The sequence below is a fragment of the Pseudomonas sp. SA195 genome, assembly GCF_054131565.1.
The window spans coordinates 1,554,490-1,571,267 of sequence record NZ_CP096392.1; the positions used below are offsets into that span (position 1 = coordinate 1,554,490).

Below are 16,778 nucleotides of genomic sequence, written 5' to 3' on the forward strand. Positions count from 1 at the left end.
AACCATCCAGGCGAGGGCTGACCGATCGGTCAATTGCAGGGTCAGGCGACCGGGCGCTGCGGGTCTGTGATCCACTCGCTCCACGAACCCGGATAAAGGCGTACAAGCGGATGACCGGCGAGGCATAAAGCGAACAAGTTGTGGCAGGCCGTGACGCCCGATCCGCAGTAGGCCACCAGGCACTCGGGTGAGCCTCCGGCCAGCACGGGTGCGAAGCGCTCGGCGAGCTCGTGGGGCGCGCGGAAGCGGCCATTGGCGTCGAGGTTGTCGGTAAACGGCATGCAGTGGGCGCCGGGGATGTGGCCGGCGACCGGGTCGATGGGTTCCACTTCACCCAAAAAACGCGGCAGCCCACGGGCATCGAGCAGCCTGTACGTCTGGGATGCGAGTCCGGCGCGGATGCGTTCCGCATCGATGGTAAGCGTCTCGTCCGGCTGGCCAGCGAAATCACCGGCCGCTGCCTCGGTCTGCTGCTGCTCGATGGGCAGCCCCGCCTCGCACCAGGCCTTGTAGCCGCCATCCAGTATGAACAAGCCGTCGCGTTTGCCCAGCCACGCCAGCAACCACCAAGCCCGCGCGGCAAAGGCACCCGGGCCGTCGTCGTAAAGCACGACGGTGCTGTCACTGCTGATACCCCACTGGCGCAATCGGTCGATGAGGGCTTGCGCTTGTGGCAGTGGATGTCGCCCCGTCTTGCCGGGAACGACCGGGCCGGACAGGTCACGCTCGAGGTCGGCATGCTGCGCACCTGGGATGTGGCCGTCCCGGTAGCACGCGCTGCCCTGGGTCGGGTCATCCAGCGCGAAACGGCAGTCGAGAATGCGTAGATCGGGCTGGGACAGGCGCGTGGTCAAGGCGTGTGCGTCGATCAGTTGCGCGAGTGGCATGTGGAGGGCTCCTTTCGGTGACGCGGCACGTTAGCACGCCGGCGAGGGGCGCGATGTTTGCGCGGCGAACCGGCGGTCGCGATATATACTGCGCGACTTTCGATCGGAAGCCGGTCGCAAGCCGATAACCAAAGGAGGGCCTAGTGGCCATCGAAACTCAATGGGTCCTGGATGACGCGCACCTGGCCAGCCTGTGCGCCGAGTGGCGTCGGCTGCCGTATGTGGCGCTGGACACCGAGTTCATGCGGGTCGATACCTTCTACCCGATCGCGGCCCTGCTCCAGGTTGGCGATGGGCGCTGCGCCTACCTGATCGACCCCCTGCGAATCGAGGATTGGTCTGCTCTAGCCGATCTGCTGGAAGACACCGCGGTCGTCAAGGTGCTGCATGCCTGCAGCGAAGACCTGGAAGTGTTGTGGCGGCTCACCGGCAGCCTGCCCACGCCCTTGTTCGATACGCAGCTGGCGGCTGGTTACCTGAACATCGGTTTTTCCATGGGCTATTCGCGTCTGGTGCAAGCCGTGCTCGGGCTCGAGTTGCCCAAGGGCGAGACCCGTTCTGACTGGTTGCAGCGGCCGCTCAGCGAGACGCAAATCCAGTACGCGGTAGAAGATGCGCAGCATCTGGCAGAGCTTTACCAGGCGCTGGTGCCGCGCCTGTCGGACGACAAGCGTGCCTGGGTGCTCGATGATGGTGCCGAGTTGGTGGCCAACCTGCAGCGAGAAGTCGATCCCGACGAGGCCTATCGCGACGTCAAGCAGGCCTGGCGGCTAAAACCTCGCCAACTGGCGGTGCTTCGCGCGGTTACCGCCTGGCGTGAGCGGCAGGCGAGGGCGCGCAACCAGCCGCGCAACCGCGTCCTGCGCGAGCCCAGCCTGTGGCCGCTGGCGCGCACCCAGCCTGCCGATCTGGTCTCGCTGGCGCGGATCGACGACATGCATCCACGTACTGTCCGCCAGGACGGCGAGACACTGCTTGAGCTCATTCGCACCGCGGCAGCGCTCCCGGAGTCGCAATGGCCCGCGCCGCTGCCCGAGCCGCTGCCGCTGGAATGCTCGTCGCTGCTCAAGAAGCTGCGCGCCGTCGGTCAGCGCGAAGCGGAGAAGCTCGATATCGCCCCTGAGCTGATGCTGCGCAAGAAAGTGCTCGAAGCGCTGCTCAAGACCGGTTACCCGGACGGCCCGTATTCACTGCCCGATTCGCTGCGCGGCTGGCGCCGTGAACGCATGGGCCAGGCTCTGCTCGACGCTCTGGAAGGACAGCCATGAAACGCATCTGCTCGATCTACAAAAGCCTTCGCAAGAATGAAATGTACCTCTACGTCGACCGTGCCGAGGCGCTGACGCGCGTCCCTGAAGGCCTGCTCGCTGCCTTCGGCCCGCCCCAGCATGCCTTCGATCTCGTGCTGACGCCTGAGCGCAAACTGGCGCGCGAAGACATCCATAAAGTGCTCGAAAACATCGAGGCTCAAGGTTTTCATCTGCAGATGCCGCCGCCTGACGACGACTACATCGAACACCTTCCAGAAGAGCTGCTCCGTCGCAACGACCCCGCCTGACGGAAGCCTTCGTGCCGACGGTCGGCGGTGGATGGCCGCAGGCCCCGGGATGCTTGGCCGCCCCTGTGGCAATGGCTAGACTCGCGTCTTTATTCAAGGCAGCACGATTCATGGCGGCGAAAGTCGAACCCTTCTGGAAGCGCAAGACCCTGGCCGAACTCGATGCCGAGGAATGGGAGTCGCTATGCGACGGCTGCGGCCTGTGTTGCCTGCAGAAGCTTGAGGACGAGGAAGACGGCAGCGTCTACTACACCCGCATCGCCTGCAAGCTGCTTGACCTGAAGAGCTGCCGCTGCAGTGACTATTCGAACCGCCGTGCCAGCGTGCCCGATTGCGTGCAACTCACTGCCGCCGATGCCGCGCAGTTCAAATGGCTGCCGCCGACTTGCGGCTACCGCCTGGTTGCCGAGGGCAAGGATTTGCCGCTCTGGCATCATCTCGTCTGTGGCGATCCTGACGCCGTGCATGCCGAGCGCATTTCACAATCCGGGCGGATGCTCGCCGAAGGCACCGTCGCGGAGGATGACTGGGAAGACCACCTGATTTTCCGCGCCGGCTGACGCTGGTTGCCGAATCGTCGCACCGAACCTGACTTGGAGACGCCTGATGCCCCTTCGCCAGCTTCTGCTGTTTGTCGTCCTGTCCTTTGCCGTTGGGCAAGGCCACGCTGCCAAGCGGGTCGATCTGGACATCAACGTCAAGTTCGTACCCGACGAGGACATAGCGGAAGTGGAGCTAGTTCTGGAAGAGGGCACGGCGGTCCGTTACGTCAACTTCAACCTGGGCGACGACGCGCTCTACAGCGACTTCGACGCCGATTCCGAGGCTGCATGGCAAGTTGAAGACGGGCGAGGTGTATGGCGGCCTGGCGAAGGTGAGGCCCGCTTGTCCTACCGGGTGAAGATCAGCCATCAGCGCAAGAGCGGGCGTTTCGATGCGCGCATGACGCCGGACTGGGCGCTGGTTCGCGGAGATGATCTGGTGCCGGCGGCGCGAATCGACCAGCAGGATGGCGTACGCCTGGTATCCCGGTTGGCCTTCTCGTTGCCCGACGGCTGGAAGAGCGTCGAAACCGGCTGGCCGCGCATCGGCAAGCATCGTTTTCGTATCGACAACAATGAGCGGCTGTTCGACCGCCCAACCGGTTGGATACTGGCTGGCAAGCTGGGCACGCGTCGAGCGCGGCTCGGGGAAACCGATGTAACGGTAGCCGCCCCAGTTGGCGAAGGCGTGCGGCGCATGGATATCCTCACGTTGCTCACGTTCGTCTGGCCGGAAGTACAAGGCGTCTTTCCGCGCGACCCGAAGAAGTTGCTGATCGTCGGTGCGGGCGATCCCATGTGGCGAGGCGGGCTGTCGGGTCCCAATTCGCTGTTCATGCATGCCGATCGACCGATGGTCAGCGAAAACGGCACGAGCTCTCTGGTGCATGAATTGGTGCACGTGTTCAGTCGGATATCCGATGCCGATCGCAGCGACTGGATCAGCGAAGGGTTGGCTGAGTACTACGCCATCGAGCTGATGCGGCGTGCAGGTGGGCTCAGTGAGGACCGCTACCAGCGGGTCCGCGAGCATCTTACTGAGTGGAGTCGAAAGGTCGACAGCCTGCGTGGGGAGCGATCCAGCGGGCCAGTCACGGCGCGCGCGGTCTTGCTGCTCCAGGAGCTCGACAAGGAGATTCGTCAGCGCAGCAAGAGCCGGCATTCGCTCGATGACGTGGCGCGCGGCCTGATGCGACTCGATCGCGTCACCACGAAGGATTTCATCGACATCACTGAAACCCTGCTTGGTGGTGCGTCGTCGGTGCTCGATACACGGCTGCTGCGCTAACCGGCGCGCGCGTCGGCGCTTTCGGCGCACGGCGTGACGCGCCATGTCCGATCTACTGGTGGTCCTGCTGTCAGCCCCTGGCCCTTGGCCTAGGCACGGGGCGGAGTCAGTGTCGAATAGCTTGATTCAATCTTATTTATCCTCTATGCGGGCGGCGTCGGCCCGATATAATGCGGCCCTTTGCCGGCGATCTGTTCGGTCGTGGCGAACCGGCTCCCGGTATCGCGTCGCCGCGTCGATCTTGCAGCTGTTCGGCCGCAGTCTTCTGGAAGAAAACTATGAAAAGCGCTGAAATCCGTGAAGCCTTCCTCCGATTCTTCGAAGAGAAGGGCCACACGCGTGTGGCCTCCAGTTCGCTGATCCCCGCGAACGATCCGACCCTTCTGTTCACCAATGCCGGCATGAACCAGTTCAAGGACTGCTTCCTAGGCCTGGAAAAGCGCGCCTATACCCGCGCCACCACCAGCCAGAAATGTGTACGCGCGGGCGGCAAGCACAACGACCTGGAAAACGTCGGCTACACCGCGCGCCATCACACGTTCTTCGAGATGCTGGGCAACTTCAGCTTCGGCGATTATTTCAAGCGCGACGCCATCGCCTACGCCTGGGAGTTTCTCACCTCGGATAAGTGGCTCAACCTGCCCAAGGAAAAGCTTTGGGTTACCGTCTACGCCAGCGATGACGAGGCCTACGATATCTGGACCAAGGACGTCGGAATCCCGGCTGAGCGCATGGTCCGCATTGGTGACAACAAGGGTGCGCCCTATGCATCCGACAATTTCTGGGCGATGGGTGACACGGGGCCGTGTGGCCCGTGCACCGAGATATTCTTCGATCACGGTGAGCACATCTGGGGCGGCCCGCCCGGCTCGCCGGACGAAGACGGTGACCGCTACATCGAGATCTGGAATAACGTCTTCATGCAGTTCAACCGCACGGCCGATGGCGAGTTGCATCCGTTGCCGGCGCCCAGCGTCGATACCGGCATGGGGCTCGAGCGCATCAGCGCGGTGTTGCAGCATGTCAATTCGAACTACGAAATCGATCTGTTCCAGAGCCTGCTGAACGCCTCTGCCGAAGCCATCGGCTGTCAGAACGAAGGGCAGGCCTCGCTCAAGGTCGTCGCCGACCACATCCGCTCCTGCGGCTTTCTCATCGCTGATGGCGTGACGCCGTCGAACGAAGGCCGTGGCTACGTGCTGCGTCGCATCATTCGCCGCGCTTGCCGACACGGCAACAAGCTCGGCGCGAAGGGTAGCTTCTTCTACAGGATTGTCGCGGCGCTTGTGGCCGAGATGGGCGACGCGTTCAGCGAATTGAAAACTCAGCAAGCGCACATTGAACGCGTACTGAAGAACGAGGAAGAGCAATTCGCCAAGACCCTGGAGCAAGGCTTGAAGATCCTCGAGCAGGATCTGGTCGAGCTGGAGGGCGGCGTCATCCCTGGCGAGGTCATCTTCAAGCTGTACGACACCTACGGCTTCCCGGTGGATTTGACCGGCGATATCGCCCGCGAGCGCGAGCTGACGCTCGACGAGGAAGGTTTCGAACGCGAGATGCAAGCGCAGCGCGAGCGCGCCCGGTCCGCCAGTGCGTTCGGCATGGATTACAACAGCTTGGTCAAGGTAGAGGGCGAGACCCGCTTCATCGGTTACCAGGGGACTCATGGCGAAGGCAAGGTGCTGGCCCTGTTCAAGGAAGGGATGGCCGTCCAGCACCTCGGTGCGGGCGAGGAGGGCGTGGTGGTTCTCGACCAGACACCGTTCTATGCCGAGTCCGGCGGGCAGATCGGTGATTGTGGCTTCCTCTCGGCCGAAGGGTTGCGCTTCGATGTGCGCGATACCAGCAAAGCGGGGGGCGCTTTCCTGCATCACGGGGTTCTTGATTGCGGCCAGCTTGTGGTAGGTGCCGCCGTCACGGCGACCGTCGATGCTTCGGTTCGCCAGGCGACTGCGCTCAATCATTCGGCCACGCACCTGCTGCATGCGGCCTTGCGTCAGATCCTCGGCGAGCACGTCAGTCAGAAAGGCTCGCTAGTCGACAGTCAGCGGCTACGCTTCGATTTCAGTCATTTCGAGGCCATCAAGCCCGAGCAGCTCAAGGCGTTGGAAGACAAGGTCAACGCCGAAATTCGTGGCAACTCGGCGGTGGAGATCGAGGAGACCGACATCGATACGGCCAAGCGCAAGGGCGCGATGGCGCTGTTCGGTGAAAAGTATGGCGATCAGGTTCGCGTATTGACGATGGGCGGCGGATTCTCGGTCGAGTTATGTGGCGGAACGCACGTGAAGCGGACCGGCGATATTGGTCTGTTCAAGATCATTAGCGAAGGCGGCGTTGCTGCGGGTGTCAGGCGTATCGAGGCGCTGACCGGCGATGCTGCGTTCGCCTATCTCGTAGGCGCCGAGGAGCAACTGAAGGAAGCGGCGGCGTTGGTCAAGGGCAGCCGCGACACGCTGGTGGACAAGCTCAACGGTGTGCTTGAGCGCAATCGCCAGCTGGAGAAAGAGCTCGAGCAGTTGAAGGCCAAAGCAGCCAGCGCGACCGGCAACGATCTCGCCGGCTCCGCGGTCGAGATCAATGGCGTGAAGGCATTGTCGGCGCGGCTGGACGGCCTCGATGGCAAGGCACTGCTTGCGCTGGTCGACCAATTGAAGAACAAGCTCGGCAGCGGCGTCATCCTGCTTGGCGGTGTGCACGATGAGAAAGTCGTTCTGGTTGCAGGTGTAACCCAGGATCTGACCAGTCGCTACAAGGCGGGTGACCTGATGAAACAGGCAGCCGCGGCCGTCGGCGGTAAAGGCGGCGGTCGCCCCGACATGGCTCAGGGGGGCGGCAGCGACGCGAGTCAGCTGGACGATGCACTGGCACTGGTCCGTTCGTTCGTCGAAGGCCAGTAGCGCCGGGCTGGCGGCTGCCCGAGCGGGGTGGCCGCTGGGGTCGAAAGTATCAATGAGCGCCCGTGACGGGCTTAGGCGGCAATGAAATGGCGTTGATCGTACAGAAGTTTGGAGGTACCTCGGTGGGCTCTGTAGAGCGCATCGAGCAGGTGGCTGCGAAGGTCAAGAAGTTCCGCGACAACGGTGACGACATCGTTGTAGTGGTTTCGGCCATGAGTGGTGAAACCAACCGGCTGATCGACTTGGCCAAACAGATTAGCGAGCAGCCCGTTGCGCGCGAGCTCGACGTCATGGTCTCGACGGGCGAGCAGGTAACCATCGCCTTGCTGGCAATGGCGCTCATCAAGATTGGTGTTCCGGCCGTGTCCTATACCGGCAGCCAGGTACGCATCCTCACCGATAGCGCTTTCACCAAGGCGCGAATTCTTCAGATCGATGCGCAAAACATCCACAAGGAGCTCAGGGCCGGCCGTGTGGTGGTCGTGGCGGGATTCCAGGGTGTCGACGAGGCCGGCAACATCACCACGCTGGGGCGTGGGGGCTCGGATACCACCGGCGTTGCGCTGGCGGCGGCGCTGAAAGCGGATGAATGCCAGATCTATACCGACGTGGACGGCGTTTACACTACTGACCCGCGTGTGGTGGCCAAGGCCCAGCGGTTGGACAAGATCACGTTCGAGGAAATGCTCGAGATGGCCAGTCTGGGCTCGAAGGTGCTGCAGATTCGCGCCGTGGAGTTCGCCGGCAAGTACAGCGTGCCGTTGCGCGTGTTGCACAGCTTTCAAGAGGGTCCGGGAACCCTCATTACCCTAGATGAAGAGGAATCCATGGAACAGCCCATCATTTCTGGCATCGCTTTCAATCGTGACGAGGCCAAGCTGACCATCCGTGGGGTGCCGGATACGCCCGGCGTTGCGTTCAAGATCCTCGGCCCGATCAGTGCGGCTAATGTCGAGGTCGACATGATCGTGCAGAACGTCGCGCACGATAACACCACCGATTTCACCTTCACCGTGCACCGCAACGACTACCATAACGCGCTGCAGGTGCTTGAAGGTATCGCTCGTGAAATGGGCGCGCGCGAAGTCATCGGCGACACCGACATCGCCAAGGTGTCGATCGTCGGCGTAGGCATGCGCTCCCATGCAGGTGTCGCTAGTCGCATGTTCGAAGCCTTGGCAAAAGAAAATATCAACATTCAGATGATTTCGACGTCAGAGATCAAGGTGTCCGTCGTGATCGAAGAGAAGTACCTGGAGCTCGCAGTGCGCGCGCTGCATACGGCTTTCGAACTGGACGCTCCCGCCGGGAAAGTGGAGTGATCATGCAGGAGAGCAGCCTGAACCGGCACCATCTGTCGATTCGGGCGGCATAAAAGGAACTTTAGGCTCTCGCAAGCTGGTCAATAGCTGGTGAAAGGCTCTAGGCTCAATGTCTTACGGAACATTATCCGTCTTTATCTTTGCAGACTGCTTACTGAACTGAATCCGTTTTTAAGGAGAAAGGAATGCTGATTCTGACTCGCCGGGTCGGAGAGACCCTGATGGTCGGTGACGATGTGACGGTCACTGTACTGGGTGTCAAGGGAAACCAGGTGCGCATTGGCGTTAATGCACCAAAGGAAGTCGCGGTGCACCGTGAGGAGATTTACCAGCGGATCCAGAAAGAGAAGGACTCGGAACCAAACCATTAATTTTGTTTGATTTTTGGCTTTGCAAACGGGGTGAAGATGGGTATGATGCGCCCCGTGTTGCGGAGAGGTGGCCGAGTGGCCGAAGGCGCTCCCCTGCTAAGGGAGTACACCTCAAAAGGGTGTCGGGGGTTCGAATCCCCCCTTCTCCGCCATATTGCATTGTGTGGTTGTGGTGGTTTTGCTGTAGCGGATGTGGTTGAAATCATTGAAGCAAATAGCTTGACCGAGAAAATCGCGAACATATAATGCGCACCCTCAGCGCACTCATAGCTCAGCTGGATAGAGTACTCGGCTACGAACCGAGCGGTCGGAGGTTCGAATCCTCCTGAGTGCGCCACACTGGAAGTTGGTTGCTGTCAGGCAACAAGCTTTTGAAACCAGAAGCGATCTGGTCTACCAAGCGCTAATGCACTCATAGCTCAGCTGGATAGAGTACTCGGCTACGAACCGAGCGGTCGGAGGTTCGAATCCTCCTGAGTGCGCCAACTAAAAGAAGGGCCTGCAGCGATGCAGGCCCTTTTTCATTTCGGATTATTTCCGCACGCAACCTTGTTCATCGAAGCTTACGGTCTTGCTGCCGCCTCGCTCGGCCTGGTAGCGATACTGGACGCGTCCGTTGCGCTGAGTGATGCCATCTGGCTTGCCCAGGGCGCTTTCCACATCCATGCGGGTCATGCCTGGCTGCACCTTGCCAGCAATGATCGCGCTACGCCGTTCGTTGCCGGTCACTCGGTTGCCGCAGCCATCGTCGCGCTCTCCAACCACTACAACCGAATCCTCGGACGAACGCCTGCGTGCTGTCTTGGGTACGGCGAGTGGTGTCATCCGTTTCGTACTTGGCGTTGGGTTACGGGCGTCCTGCAGGGCAAGCGCTTGATCGGTCGGGCAGCCCTGGCGGGTGAACGTCGTGTGGCCTGCACTGTCAACGCAGCGGTAGACCGTTGCAGCGGTTGCAGGTGTATTGCCTATCAATAGGGCGCAGAAGCACGCCGTAGCCATGGCCTTCATCAATGTCGTCCTCCTTGACGATTGAGGGGCCAGCCTAACCGACAAATTCGTCCTGTGCTTCCGTGCCTTCTTTCAACGTGAAGGCGTCGACAATGAGGATGTGCGGGTGATCACCACGCATCTTGTGCAAGCGGTTGTATTGCCGTGCATTTCGTGGGCTGATCAAGTGCGCGGTGTTAATATGCCGCCGTCCGCCCGTCCGGGTTTGTGGATTTCCCTCATGGACTTACCCAGTAGATACAAGAACAGTTTCGCTAGCCAACCGCGTATCGAATGATTGATCCCTGGCGCACGCCTGTTGCTGGGGTGGAGTGCGCCATGACCGAAGTAGAAGCAAAGAAGCCGCAGGAAAGTCTCCAGGATCGCCTGGCACAGGTCGTCGAGCTGCTCCATCGACACAAAATCGTCGAAGATCTGGCTCACCGTCAGAGCCAGGAGGGCCAGCATCAGGAGCTGGTCGATCAGCTGGTGCACCGGCAAAACCTGGTTGAGCTACAACGCCGCCTCGAAGTTCTTCACCCAGCTGATATCGCTCACATTCTCGAGGCGCTACCGCTCGATGATCGCCTGACCGTCTGGCAACTGGTCAAGTCGGAGCGTGACGGTGACATCTTGCTCGAGGTGTCCGACGCTGTGCGCGAGACGCTGATCGCCGATATGGACGATCACGAGCTGCTTGCCGCTGCGAAAGAATTGGACGCTGACGAGCTTGCCGACTTGGCCGCCGAGCTGCCGCGAGATGTTGTCCATGAGTTGATGGAAACCCTCGATGCGCAGCAGCGCGAGCGTGTGCGCTCCGCCTTGTCGTATGAGGACGATCAGGTCGGCGCGTTGATGGACTTCGAGATGGTGACTATCCGGGAGGATGTCAGTCTCGAGGTGGTGCTGCGTTACCTGCGCCGCCTGAAAGAGCTCCCCGGGCACACCGACAAGCTCTTCGTGGTCGATTACGACGGCGTTCTCAAGGGCGTTCTGCCGATCAAGCGGCTGCTCGTGAACGATCCGGACAAGCAAGTGGCCGATGTCATGGCCAGTGATCCGGTCACCTTCCACCCGGATGAGGATGCTTACGAGGCCGCGCAGGCCTTCGAGCGTTATGACCTCGTTTCCACGCCGGTCGTGGACAAGAGTGGCAAGCTGATCGGGCGCTTGACCATCGACGAGATGGTCGACCTGATCCGCGAGGAGAGCGAGAGCGAAGTCCTCAACATGGCCGGCCTGCGCGAGGAGGAGGATATCTTCGCCTCGGTTTGGAAGTCGCTGCGTAACCGCTGGGCCTGGCTCGCGGTTAATCTGATCACCGCCTTCGTGGCCTCGCGCGTGATTGGCCTGTTCGACGGTTCGATCGAGAAATTGGTTGCGCTGGCCGCCCTGATGCCTATTGTCGCCGGGATCGGCGGTAATTCGGGTAATCAGACAATCACAATGATCGTCCGGGCCATGGCACTCGATCAGCTTGGTACCGGCAACAGCACGAGATTGCTGCGCAAGGAAGCAGGCGTCGGCCTGCTTAATGGCCTGATATGGGGCGGCGTCATCGGGTTCGTTGTGTATTGGCTTTACGGAAGCTGGTCGCTCGGCGTGGTCATGACAGCGGCGATGACGCTCAATCTGTTGCTTGCCGCGCTTATGGGCGTGTTGATTCCGATGACGCTGGCGCGCCTGGGCCGCGATCCCGCGCTGGGCTCAAGTGTGATGATTACGGCTGTGACGGACAGCGGGGGGTTTTTCATATTCCTTGGGCTGGCAACGCTGTTCCTGCTCTGATTCTTGACGGGGTGCGTCCCCTTGACGTTTGCCTTGGGTTCGTAGTTCGGGCTACTGTTCTCGGGTTTCGCTTCTGGCGAGACCCAAGAACATGATGCGAATAACAGGCGGCCCGAGCTGCTGATCTAAAAGGGAAAGCCCAATGACCCCTAGCGAACTCCTGCTTGAAGGCGTCGAACTGATGCTATTCGGCCTGGGCTCTGTCTTCATCTTCCTCGTTCTGTTGATCGCCTGCATACGCCTGATGTCGTCGCTGGCAAGCCGCTTCGACACGGCAGCCCGTGCCCAGCCGCACAGTCCGGTGCCGGTTGCGGCAGCATCTGACGTAGATGCCGACGTTCTCGCTGCCATCCAGGCTGCCATCCATCAGCACCGCGCTCGTCGCGGTTGACCCGGAAAGGGAGTTCCCTTCGATGAATCCTGTATCCAAACCGCTCGGCATCACCGACGTGGTGCTTCGTGACGCCCATCAGTCCATCCTCGCGACGCGGGTGCGGCTGGAAGATATGTTGCCTATCGCCGCCAAGCTCGATCAGGTTGGTTTCTGGTCGGTCGAGTCATGGGGTGGGGCAACCTTCGATGCTTGCATACGCTACCTTGGCGAAGATCCGTGGGAGCGGATTCGTGAACTGAAGAGAGCGATGCCCAACACGCGTCAACAAATGTTGCTGCGCGGGCAGAACCTTCTCGGCTATCGGCATTACGCCGATGACGTGGTGGAAAAGTTTGTCGAGCGGGCTGCAAGCAATGGTGTCGACGTCTTCCGTGTGTTCGATGCTATGAACGACCCGCGAAACCTCGATACCGCGCTCCGTGCCGTGAAGCGGCAGGGCAAGCATGCGCAGGGCACCATTTCCTATACGACCAGTCCCGTTCACACGCTGGACATGTGGGTCGACCTGGCTAAGCAGATCGAGGACATGGGCGCCGATTCGGTCGCTATCAAGGACATGGCAGGCATTCTGGCGCCGTACACCGCGTACGAGCTGGTGTCCCGTCTGAAGACGAGCCTGGCGATCCCCATCCACATGCAATGCCATGCGACTGCCGGACTGTCGACCGCTGCGATCGTCAAGGCGGTGGAGGCGGGCATCGATAACGTCGATACGGCCATCTCGTCGCTCTCGATGACGTACGGGCATTCGCCGACCGAGTCTGTGGTCGCCATCTTCCAAGGCACCGAGCGTGACACGGGGCTTAACCTAGATCTGCTGGAAGAGGTTGCTGCGTATTTTCGTGAGGTGCGCAAGAAATATGCGAAGTTCGAGGGGACGCTCAAGGGCGTAGATTCCCGCATTCTGGTCGCACAGGTGCCGGGCGGCATGCTGACCAACATGGAAGGGCAACTGAAGGAGCAGGGCGCGCTTGGAAAGTTCGATCAGGTGCTGGCTGAAATCCCACGGGTACGTGAGGATCTTGGTTTCATTCCGCTCGTAACACCGACCTCGCAAATCGTCGGCACCCAGGCCGTCATCAACGTACTGACTGGCGAGCGCTACAAGTCGATCACCAAGGAAACGGCCGGGATATTGAAGGGTGAGTACGGCGCTGCGCCGGCGCCCTTCAATGCTGAACTGCAAGCGCGCGTGCTCGATGGCGCTGAGGTCATAAACTGCCGTCCTGCCGATCTGTTGCAGCCCGAAATGGACAAGCTCACCGCCGAGCTGCGTGGGCTGGCCAAGGAAAAGGGGATCAAACTGGCCGCCGACGAGCTCGATGACGTGCTGACCTATGCACTGTTCCCTCAGATTGGTTTGAAGTTTCTGGAAAACCGTGGCAATCCCACAGCCTTCGAGCCTGCACCTGGCAATGAGCCCGTAGCGTCGCGCGAAGCTGACAAGCCTTCGGTCTACACGGTGGAGGTCAATGGCCGCTCCTTCGTGGTTCAGGTCAACGAGGGCGGCGATATCGATGGGATCAAGCCCGTCGGTTCTGCTAGCCCCTCTTCAGCCGCAGCGCCAGTATCAGCGCCTGCGGCGGGCAGCGGTGCACCGCAGGCGGCCCCGCTTGCTGGCAATATATTCAAGGTGTTGGTGCAGCCAGGTCAGGTGGTGCAGGAAGGTGACCTGGTGATTATTCTGGAAGCCATGAAAATGGAAACCGAAATTCGGGCGTTCAAGTCGGGCACCGTCTCCGGCGTCAACGTAAAGGTCGGGGATGCGGTGGCTGTAGGCGATAGCCTGCTGACCATTGCCTAAGGGGGCGACATGGATAAGTTGCTCAAACTATGGCACAGCACAGGGCTTTATCATCTGGAGCTGGGCCAGCTTTTCATGATCGTGGTTTGCCTGGGGTTGATCTATCTCGCGGTTCGAAAGGGTTTCGAACCGCTTCTATTGATCCCGATCGGATTTGGCGGGGTGCTCGCTAACATTCCCGTCGCCAATATGGCCGACGGCGCCGGCATTCTGCATCTGTTCTACGAGGTCGGCCTGCCTACCAGCGTGTTCCCGTTGCTCATTTTCATGGGCGTCGGGGCCATGACCGATTTCGGCCCAATGCTGGCCAACCCCAAGACGTTGCTTCTCGGTGCGGCTGCGCAGTTCGGCATCTTCGCAACCCTGCTCGGTGCGCTGGCGTTGGCAGCTGCGGGCATCCCGGGTATGGAGTTCACGCTGCGGGAAGCGGCATCCATCGCCATCATTGGTGGTGCGGATGGCCCGACCTCCATCTTTGTCACGGCGAAGCTGGCACCTCACCTGCTTGGCCCGATTGCAGTGGCCGCGTACTCCTATATGGCTCTGGTGCCGCTGATTCAGCCACCGATCATGCGTGCACTGACGAGCAAGCAGGAGCGGATGATCGTTATGCAGCAGCTACGGCCGGTGGGTCAGATCGAGAAGATCGTGTTCCCGTTGGTGTTGGCGCTGCTGGTCGGCTTGCTGTTGCCGGATGCCGCGCCATTGGTGGGCATGTTCGCGTTCGGCAATCTGCTTCGTGAAAGCGGTGTGGTGGAGCGCCTGGCCGATACGGCACGCAACGCGCTTATCAACATCGTGACGATAGCACTGGGATTGACGGTCGGCTCCAAGCTGTCCGCCGAAGCATTTCTGCAAATGAAAACGCTTGGGATCCTGGTGCTCGGGATGGTCGCGTTTTGCGGGGGTACAGCGGCAGGCGTGCTGATGGCTAAGGGTATGAACCTGTTCAGCGCGAACAAAATCAACCCGTTGATCGGTGCGGCCGGTGTCTCGGCAGTGCCGATGGCTGCTCGCGTGGCCAATAAGGTGGGGCTCGAGGCCAATCCGCAAAACTTCTTGCTGATGCATGCGATGGGGCCGAACGTGGCAGGGGTCATCGGTTCGGCAGTAGCCGCGGGTGTCCTGCTGAACTTCGTTGGGTAATTGCACGCTTGCGTCGAATGCGATGCAGGCAAAGCGATTTCGGAGTTCTACCAGTCCGCTGCCACGCTCCACGCGCCAATAATGAAAACGCCTCGACAAAGCGAGGCGTTCAGATCGCGCAAGCAGGGTGGTTGCCAGAGTTACTCTTCGTCCCGGGCGGCCTCGGTATCCTGGGCGATCAATGCGATCAGAGCGTTCTGCTGCCGGTGCGCTAGTTGACGGAAGCGTTGGAGCAGCTCTCGTTCATGAAGCGTGAGTTCAGGGCTATCGAGTCGCATATTCAAGTCGTCATCCAGCGCGCCTTCTTGAAGCAGGCTTTGCTCCAGTCGCGCGATGATTTCCGAATTCATGCTGCGATGGTGGTTGCGAGCAACCTCAGCGATGCGTTCGCGCATCCCGTCCGGTAGCCGAACCACGAATTTGTCAGCCGTGCGGCTGGAATAAACTGCCTGCTTCATTGGGCGCATAGTTAACCGGTTAGTCAGGTGGACGATGGTGGCTCATTGCCGTTCTAGTCACGGTCTGACAACCGAACAGCGCCTGCTGTTCCGCGACCTGCAAAAAAGTTGCGAGACGGCTTAATGGCGCCAATCATACGTCGTTTAGCGTGGCAGTAAAGCTGCTTGTGATGGCAAGATGCCTCTAGTGTGACATGCGCCTTGTCTTGGTCTTCGACCACGTCATATTAGCGAAGGACGGGATCGAACTTGATTCTGCGCCCAAGCATCAGCGAAACGATGAAGAGCAAGCCAAACACGCCGCTCCCGCTTTTAAGTGCAACGTCCCATATACCGCTGGGGTCGAGGGTAATGGAAACGGCAATACAGGCGGAGCTCAACCCGAACCAGCAGAACGTTAGCAGTGACATATGAATCTCTCTGACAGGGCCTAGCGGTGGTCTTTTCGTCCTTAAAATACCCAACGCTGCGGCTGCGCAGGCGCAACGACTTGGCTGTGGTTAATCGTCTGGGCAGCTGGCAATGCTGGACGGCTGATATATGTGGGCATAACCAATTGACTGGCGGTAGCCGTTGAGGCGGCGTTATCCACACCATTTTCATTGAACTCAAGCGCGGCTAGCGCAATCAGTATCGATGTGCTCAACAAATAAGCCGGGCGTTGCATGGGCGTCTCCTTCGCGTTGCGGGATAGTCCTATCTATAGCATTCGCCGTGCCAGGCTTGATGGCGGATTAATTACTTAAAAATCAATCACTTAGATTCCATCGTATCTAGGGTTGCAGTGCGCTTTGCATGGTTGCCGGTCGGAAGTAGTGCAAATTGCAATGCGGAAGCCTCGTTGTCATTTTCGGTCGGTTCGCTGGTGAATGCGGACTCGACTGACGTGTGACAAAGCGGGCAGGGACGGCTAAGATGCTGCGCCAGCCGATTTGTCCCAGTAGCTCAATTGGATAGAGCATCCCCCTCCTAAGGGGAAGGTTGTGAGTTCGAGCCTCGCCTGGGACGCCAGATTCTATGCGGTTTTCGGCGATTTAGAGCCTGCATCGGTTCTCCTCCATGGGTGCAATGTGGGTGCAGGCGTAGGCTTTTCACAGCCCCATTTGGCTCACGATTACTGCGGGGTCTGTGCCTCGTTGCAAGGCGCGCCGCACGTCCCGGGTCATCTGGTCGATTGCCTCGTTCTCCAGCTTCTCTGCTAACCGACACGCCTTTTTCACGATTAGGACCGCGAGTTCTGCCGGAATCTTGATCGTTTCTTGCGCCGGTCGGCCGTATGCGAGTGACATCTGCTGTCCCTAAATTGTTGCGGTTAGTGAAAGCTGACTTTCGG

At 60.2% G+C, this 16,778-nt stretch carries 16 protein-coding genes and 4 tRNA genes; 15 read left to right on the forward strand and 5 right to left on the reverse strand.

Going from position 1 to position 16,778, the window contains the following annotated elements; all coding sequences use genetic code 11:
- Positions 1–41: 41 nt before the first annotated feature.
- Positions 42–887 carry a sulfurtransferase gene (locus tag M1D78_RS07190; protein ID WP_437419892.1) on the reverse strand — a complete coding sequence of 282 codons (846 nt, stop codon included), beginning with the start codon at positions 885–887 and terminating at the stop codon, positions 42–44.
- Between the two features lie 143 nt (positions 888–1,030).
- Between M1D78_RS07190 and rnd the strand changes: the two genes are divergently transcribed.
- From rnd to M1D78_RS07240, 10 genes are all read left to right on the forward strand, one after another.
- Entirely contained in the window at positions 1,031–2,155 is a 1,125-nt protein-coding gene (rnd, locus tag M1D78_RS07195; RefSeq protein ID WP_437419891.1) for a ribonuclease D, read from the forward strand.
- Positions 2,152–2,445: a YcgL domain-containing protein gene (locus M1D78_RS07200; RefSeq protein ID WP_437419890.1), complete on the forward strand. Its 294-nt coding sequence runs from the start codon at positions 2,152–2,154 to the stop codon at positions 2,443–2,445. Before rnd ends, M1D78_RS07200 begins: the two co-directional genes overlap by 4 nt.
- Before the next feature lie 110 nt (positions 2,446–2,555).
- Positions 2,556–3,005, forward strand: coding sequence for a YcgN family cysteine cluster protein (locus M1D78_RS07205; protein ID WP_437419889.1), 450 nt, complete (start codon positions 2,556–2,558; stop codon positions 3,003–3,005).
- 46 nt (positions 3,006–3,051) lie between these two features.
- Complete coding sequence (locus tag M1D78_RS07210; protein WP_437419888.1) at positions 3,052–4,275, forward strand: hypothetical protein; 1,224 nt, start codon at positions 3,052–3,054, stop codon at positions 4,273–4,275.
- Between the two features lie 278 nt (positions 4,276–4,553).
- Positions 4,554–7,175: an alanine--tRNA ligase gene (gene alaS / locus M1D78_RS07215; RefSeq protein ID WP_437419887.1), complete on the forward strand. Its 2,622-nt coding sequence runs from the start codon at positions 4,554–4,556 to the stop codon at positions 7,173–7,175.
- Between the two features lie 86 nt (positions 7,176–7,261).
- Complete coding sequence (locus M1D78_RS07220) at positions 7,262–8,497, forward strand: aspartate kinase (RefSeq protein ID WP_437419886.1); 1,236 nt, start codon at positions 7,262–7,264, stop codon at positions 8,495–8,497.
- 185 nt (positions 8,498–8,682) lie between these two features.
- Complete coding sequence (gene csrA / locus M1D78_RS07225; RefSeq protein ID WP_243606469.1) at positions 8,683–8,868, forward strand: carbon storage regulator CsrA; 186 nt, start codon at positions 8,683–8,685, stop codon at positions 8,866–8,868.
- Positions 8,869–8,929: 61 nt separating this feature from the next.
- Positions 8,930–9,020: transfer RNA gene (locus tag M1D78_RS07230), tRNA-Ser, on the forward strand.
- A 108-nt stretch (positions 9,021–9,128) separates the two neighbouring features.
- Positions 9,129–9,205 (forward strand) — tRNA-Arg (locus tag M1D78_RS07235).
- A gap of 71 nt (positions 9,206–9,276) precedes the next feature.
- Positions 9,277–9,353 (forward strand) — tRNA-Arg (locus M1D78_RS07240).
- Positions 9,354–9,399: 46 nt separating this feature from the next.
- Here M1D78_RS07240 and M1D78_RS07245 read toward each other — a convergent pair.
- Entirely contained in the window at positions 9,400–9,876 is a 477-nt protein-coding gene (locus M1D78_RS07245) for a DUF4124 domain-containing protein (RefSeq protein WP_437419885.1), read from the reverse strand.
- A 318-nt stretch (positions 9,877–10,194) separates the two neighbouring features.
- On the opposite strand from M1D78_RS07245, the gene mgtE reads away from it, so the two are divergent.
- The 4 genes from mgtE to M1D78_RS07265 all read left to right on the forward strand — a co-directional run bounded on the left by mgtE (position 10,195) and on the right by M1D78_RS07265 (position 14,987).
- Entirely contained in the window at positions 10,195–11,643 is a 1,449-nt protein-coding gene (gene mgtE, locus M1D78_RS07250) for a magnesium transporter (RefSeq protein WP_437419884.1), read from the forward strand.
- A 142-nt stretch (positions 11,644–11,785) separates the two neighbouring features.
- Positions 11,786–12,034: an OadG family protein gene (locus tag M1D78_RS07255; RefSeq protein WP_437419883.1), complete on the forward strand. Its 249-nt coding sequence runs from the start codon at positions 11,786–11,788 to the stop codon at positions 12,032–12,034.
- Between the two features lie 22 nt (positions 12,035–12,056).
- Positions 12,057–13,841 (forward strand): sodium-extruding oxaloacetate decarboxylase subunit alpha, encoded by a 1,785-nt coding sequence (oadA, locus tag M1D78_RS07260; RefSeq protein ID WP_437419882.1) that lies wholly within the window; start codon positions 12,057–12,059, stop codon positions 13,839–13,841.
- Positions 13,842–13,850: 9 nt separating this feature from the next.
- Entirely contained in the window at positions 13,851–14,987 is a 1,137-nt protein-coding gene (locus M1D78_RS07265; protein WP_437419881.1) for a sodium ion-translocating decarboxylase subunit beta, read from the forward strand.
- A gap of 140 nt (positions 14,988–15,127) precedes the next feature.
- Here the strand turns inward: M1D78_RS07265 and M1D78_RS07270 are convergent, their stop codons facing one another.
- From M1D78_RS07270 to M1D78_RS07280, 3 genes are all read right to left on the reverse strand, one after another.
- Entirely contained in the window at positions 15,128–15,454 is a 327-nt protein-coding gene (locus tag M1D78_RS07270; RefSeq protein ID WP_243606475.1) for an Arc family DNA-binding protein, read from the reverse strand.
- A 218-nt stretch (positions 15,455–15,672) separates the two neighbouring features.
- Positions 15,673–15,855 (reverse strand): PA3371 family protein, encoded by a 183-nt coding sequence (locus tag M1D78_RS07275; protein ID WP_437419880.1) that lies wholly within the window; start codon positions 15,853–15,855, stop codon positions 15,673–15,675.
- A gap of 41 nt (positions 15,856–15,896) precedes the next feature.
- Entirely contained in the window at positions 15,897–16,112 is a 216-nt protein-coding gene (locus M1D78_RS07280) for a hypothetical protein (RefSeq protein ID WP_437419879.1), read from the reverse strand.
- A gap of 267 nt (positions 16,113–16,379) precedes the next feature.
- Between M1D78_RS07280 and M1D78_RS07285 the strand changes: the two genes are divergently transcribed.
- Positions 16,380–16,456: transfer RNA gene (locus tag M1D78_RS07285), tRNA-Arg, on the forward strand.
- The last annotated feature ends 322 nt before the right edge of the window (positions 16,457–16,778 follow it).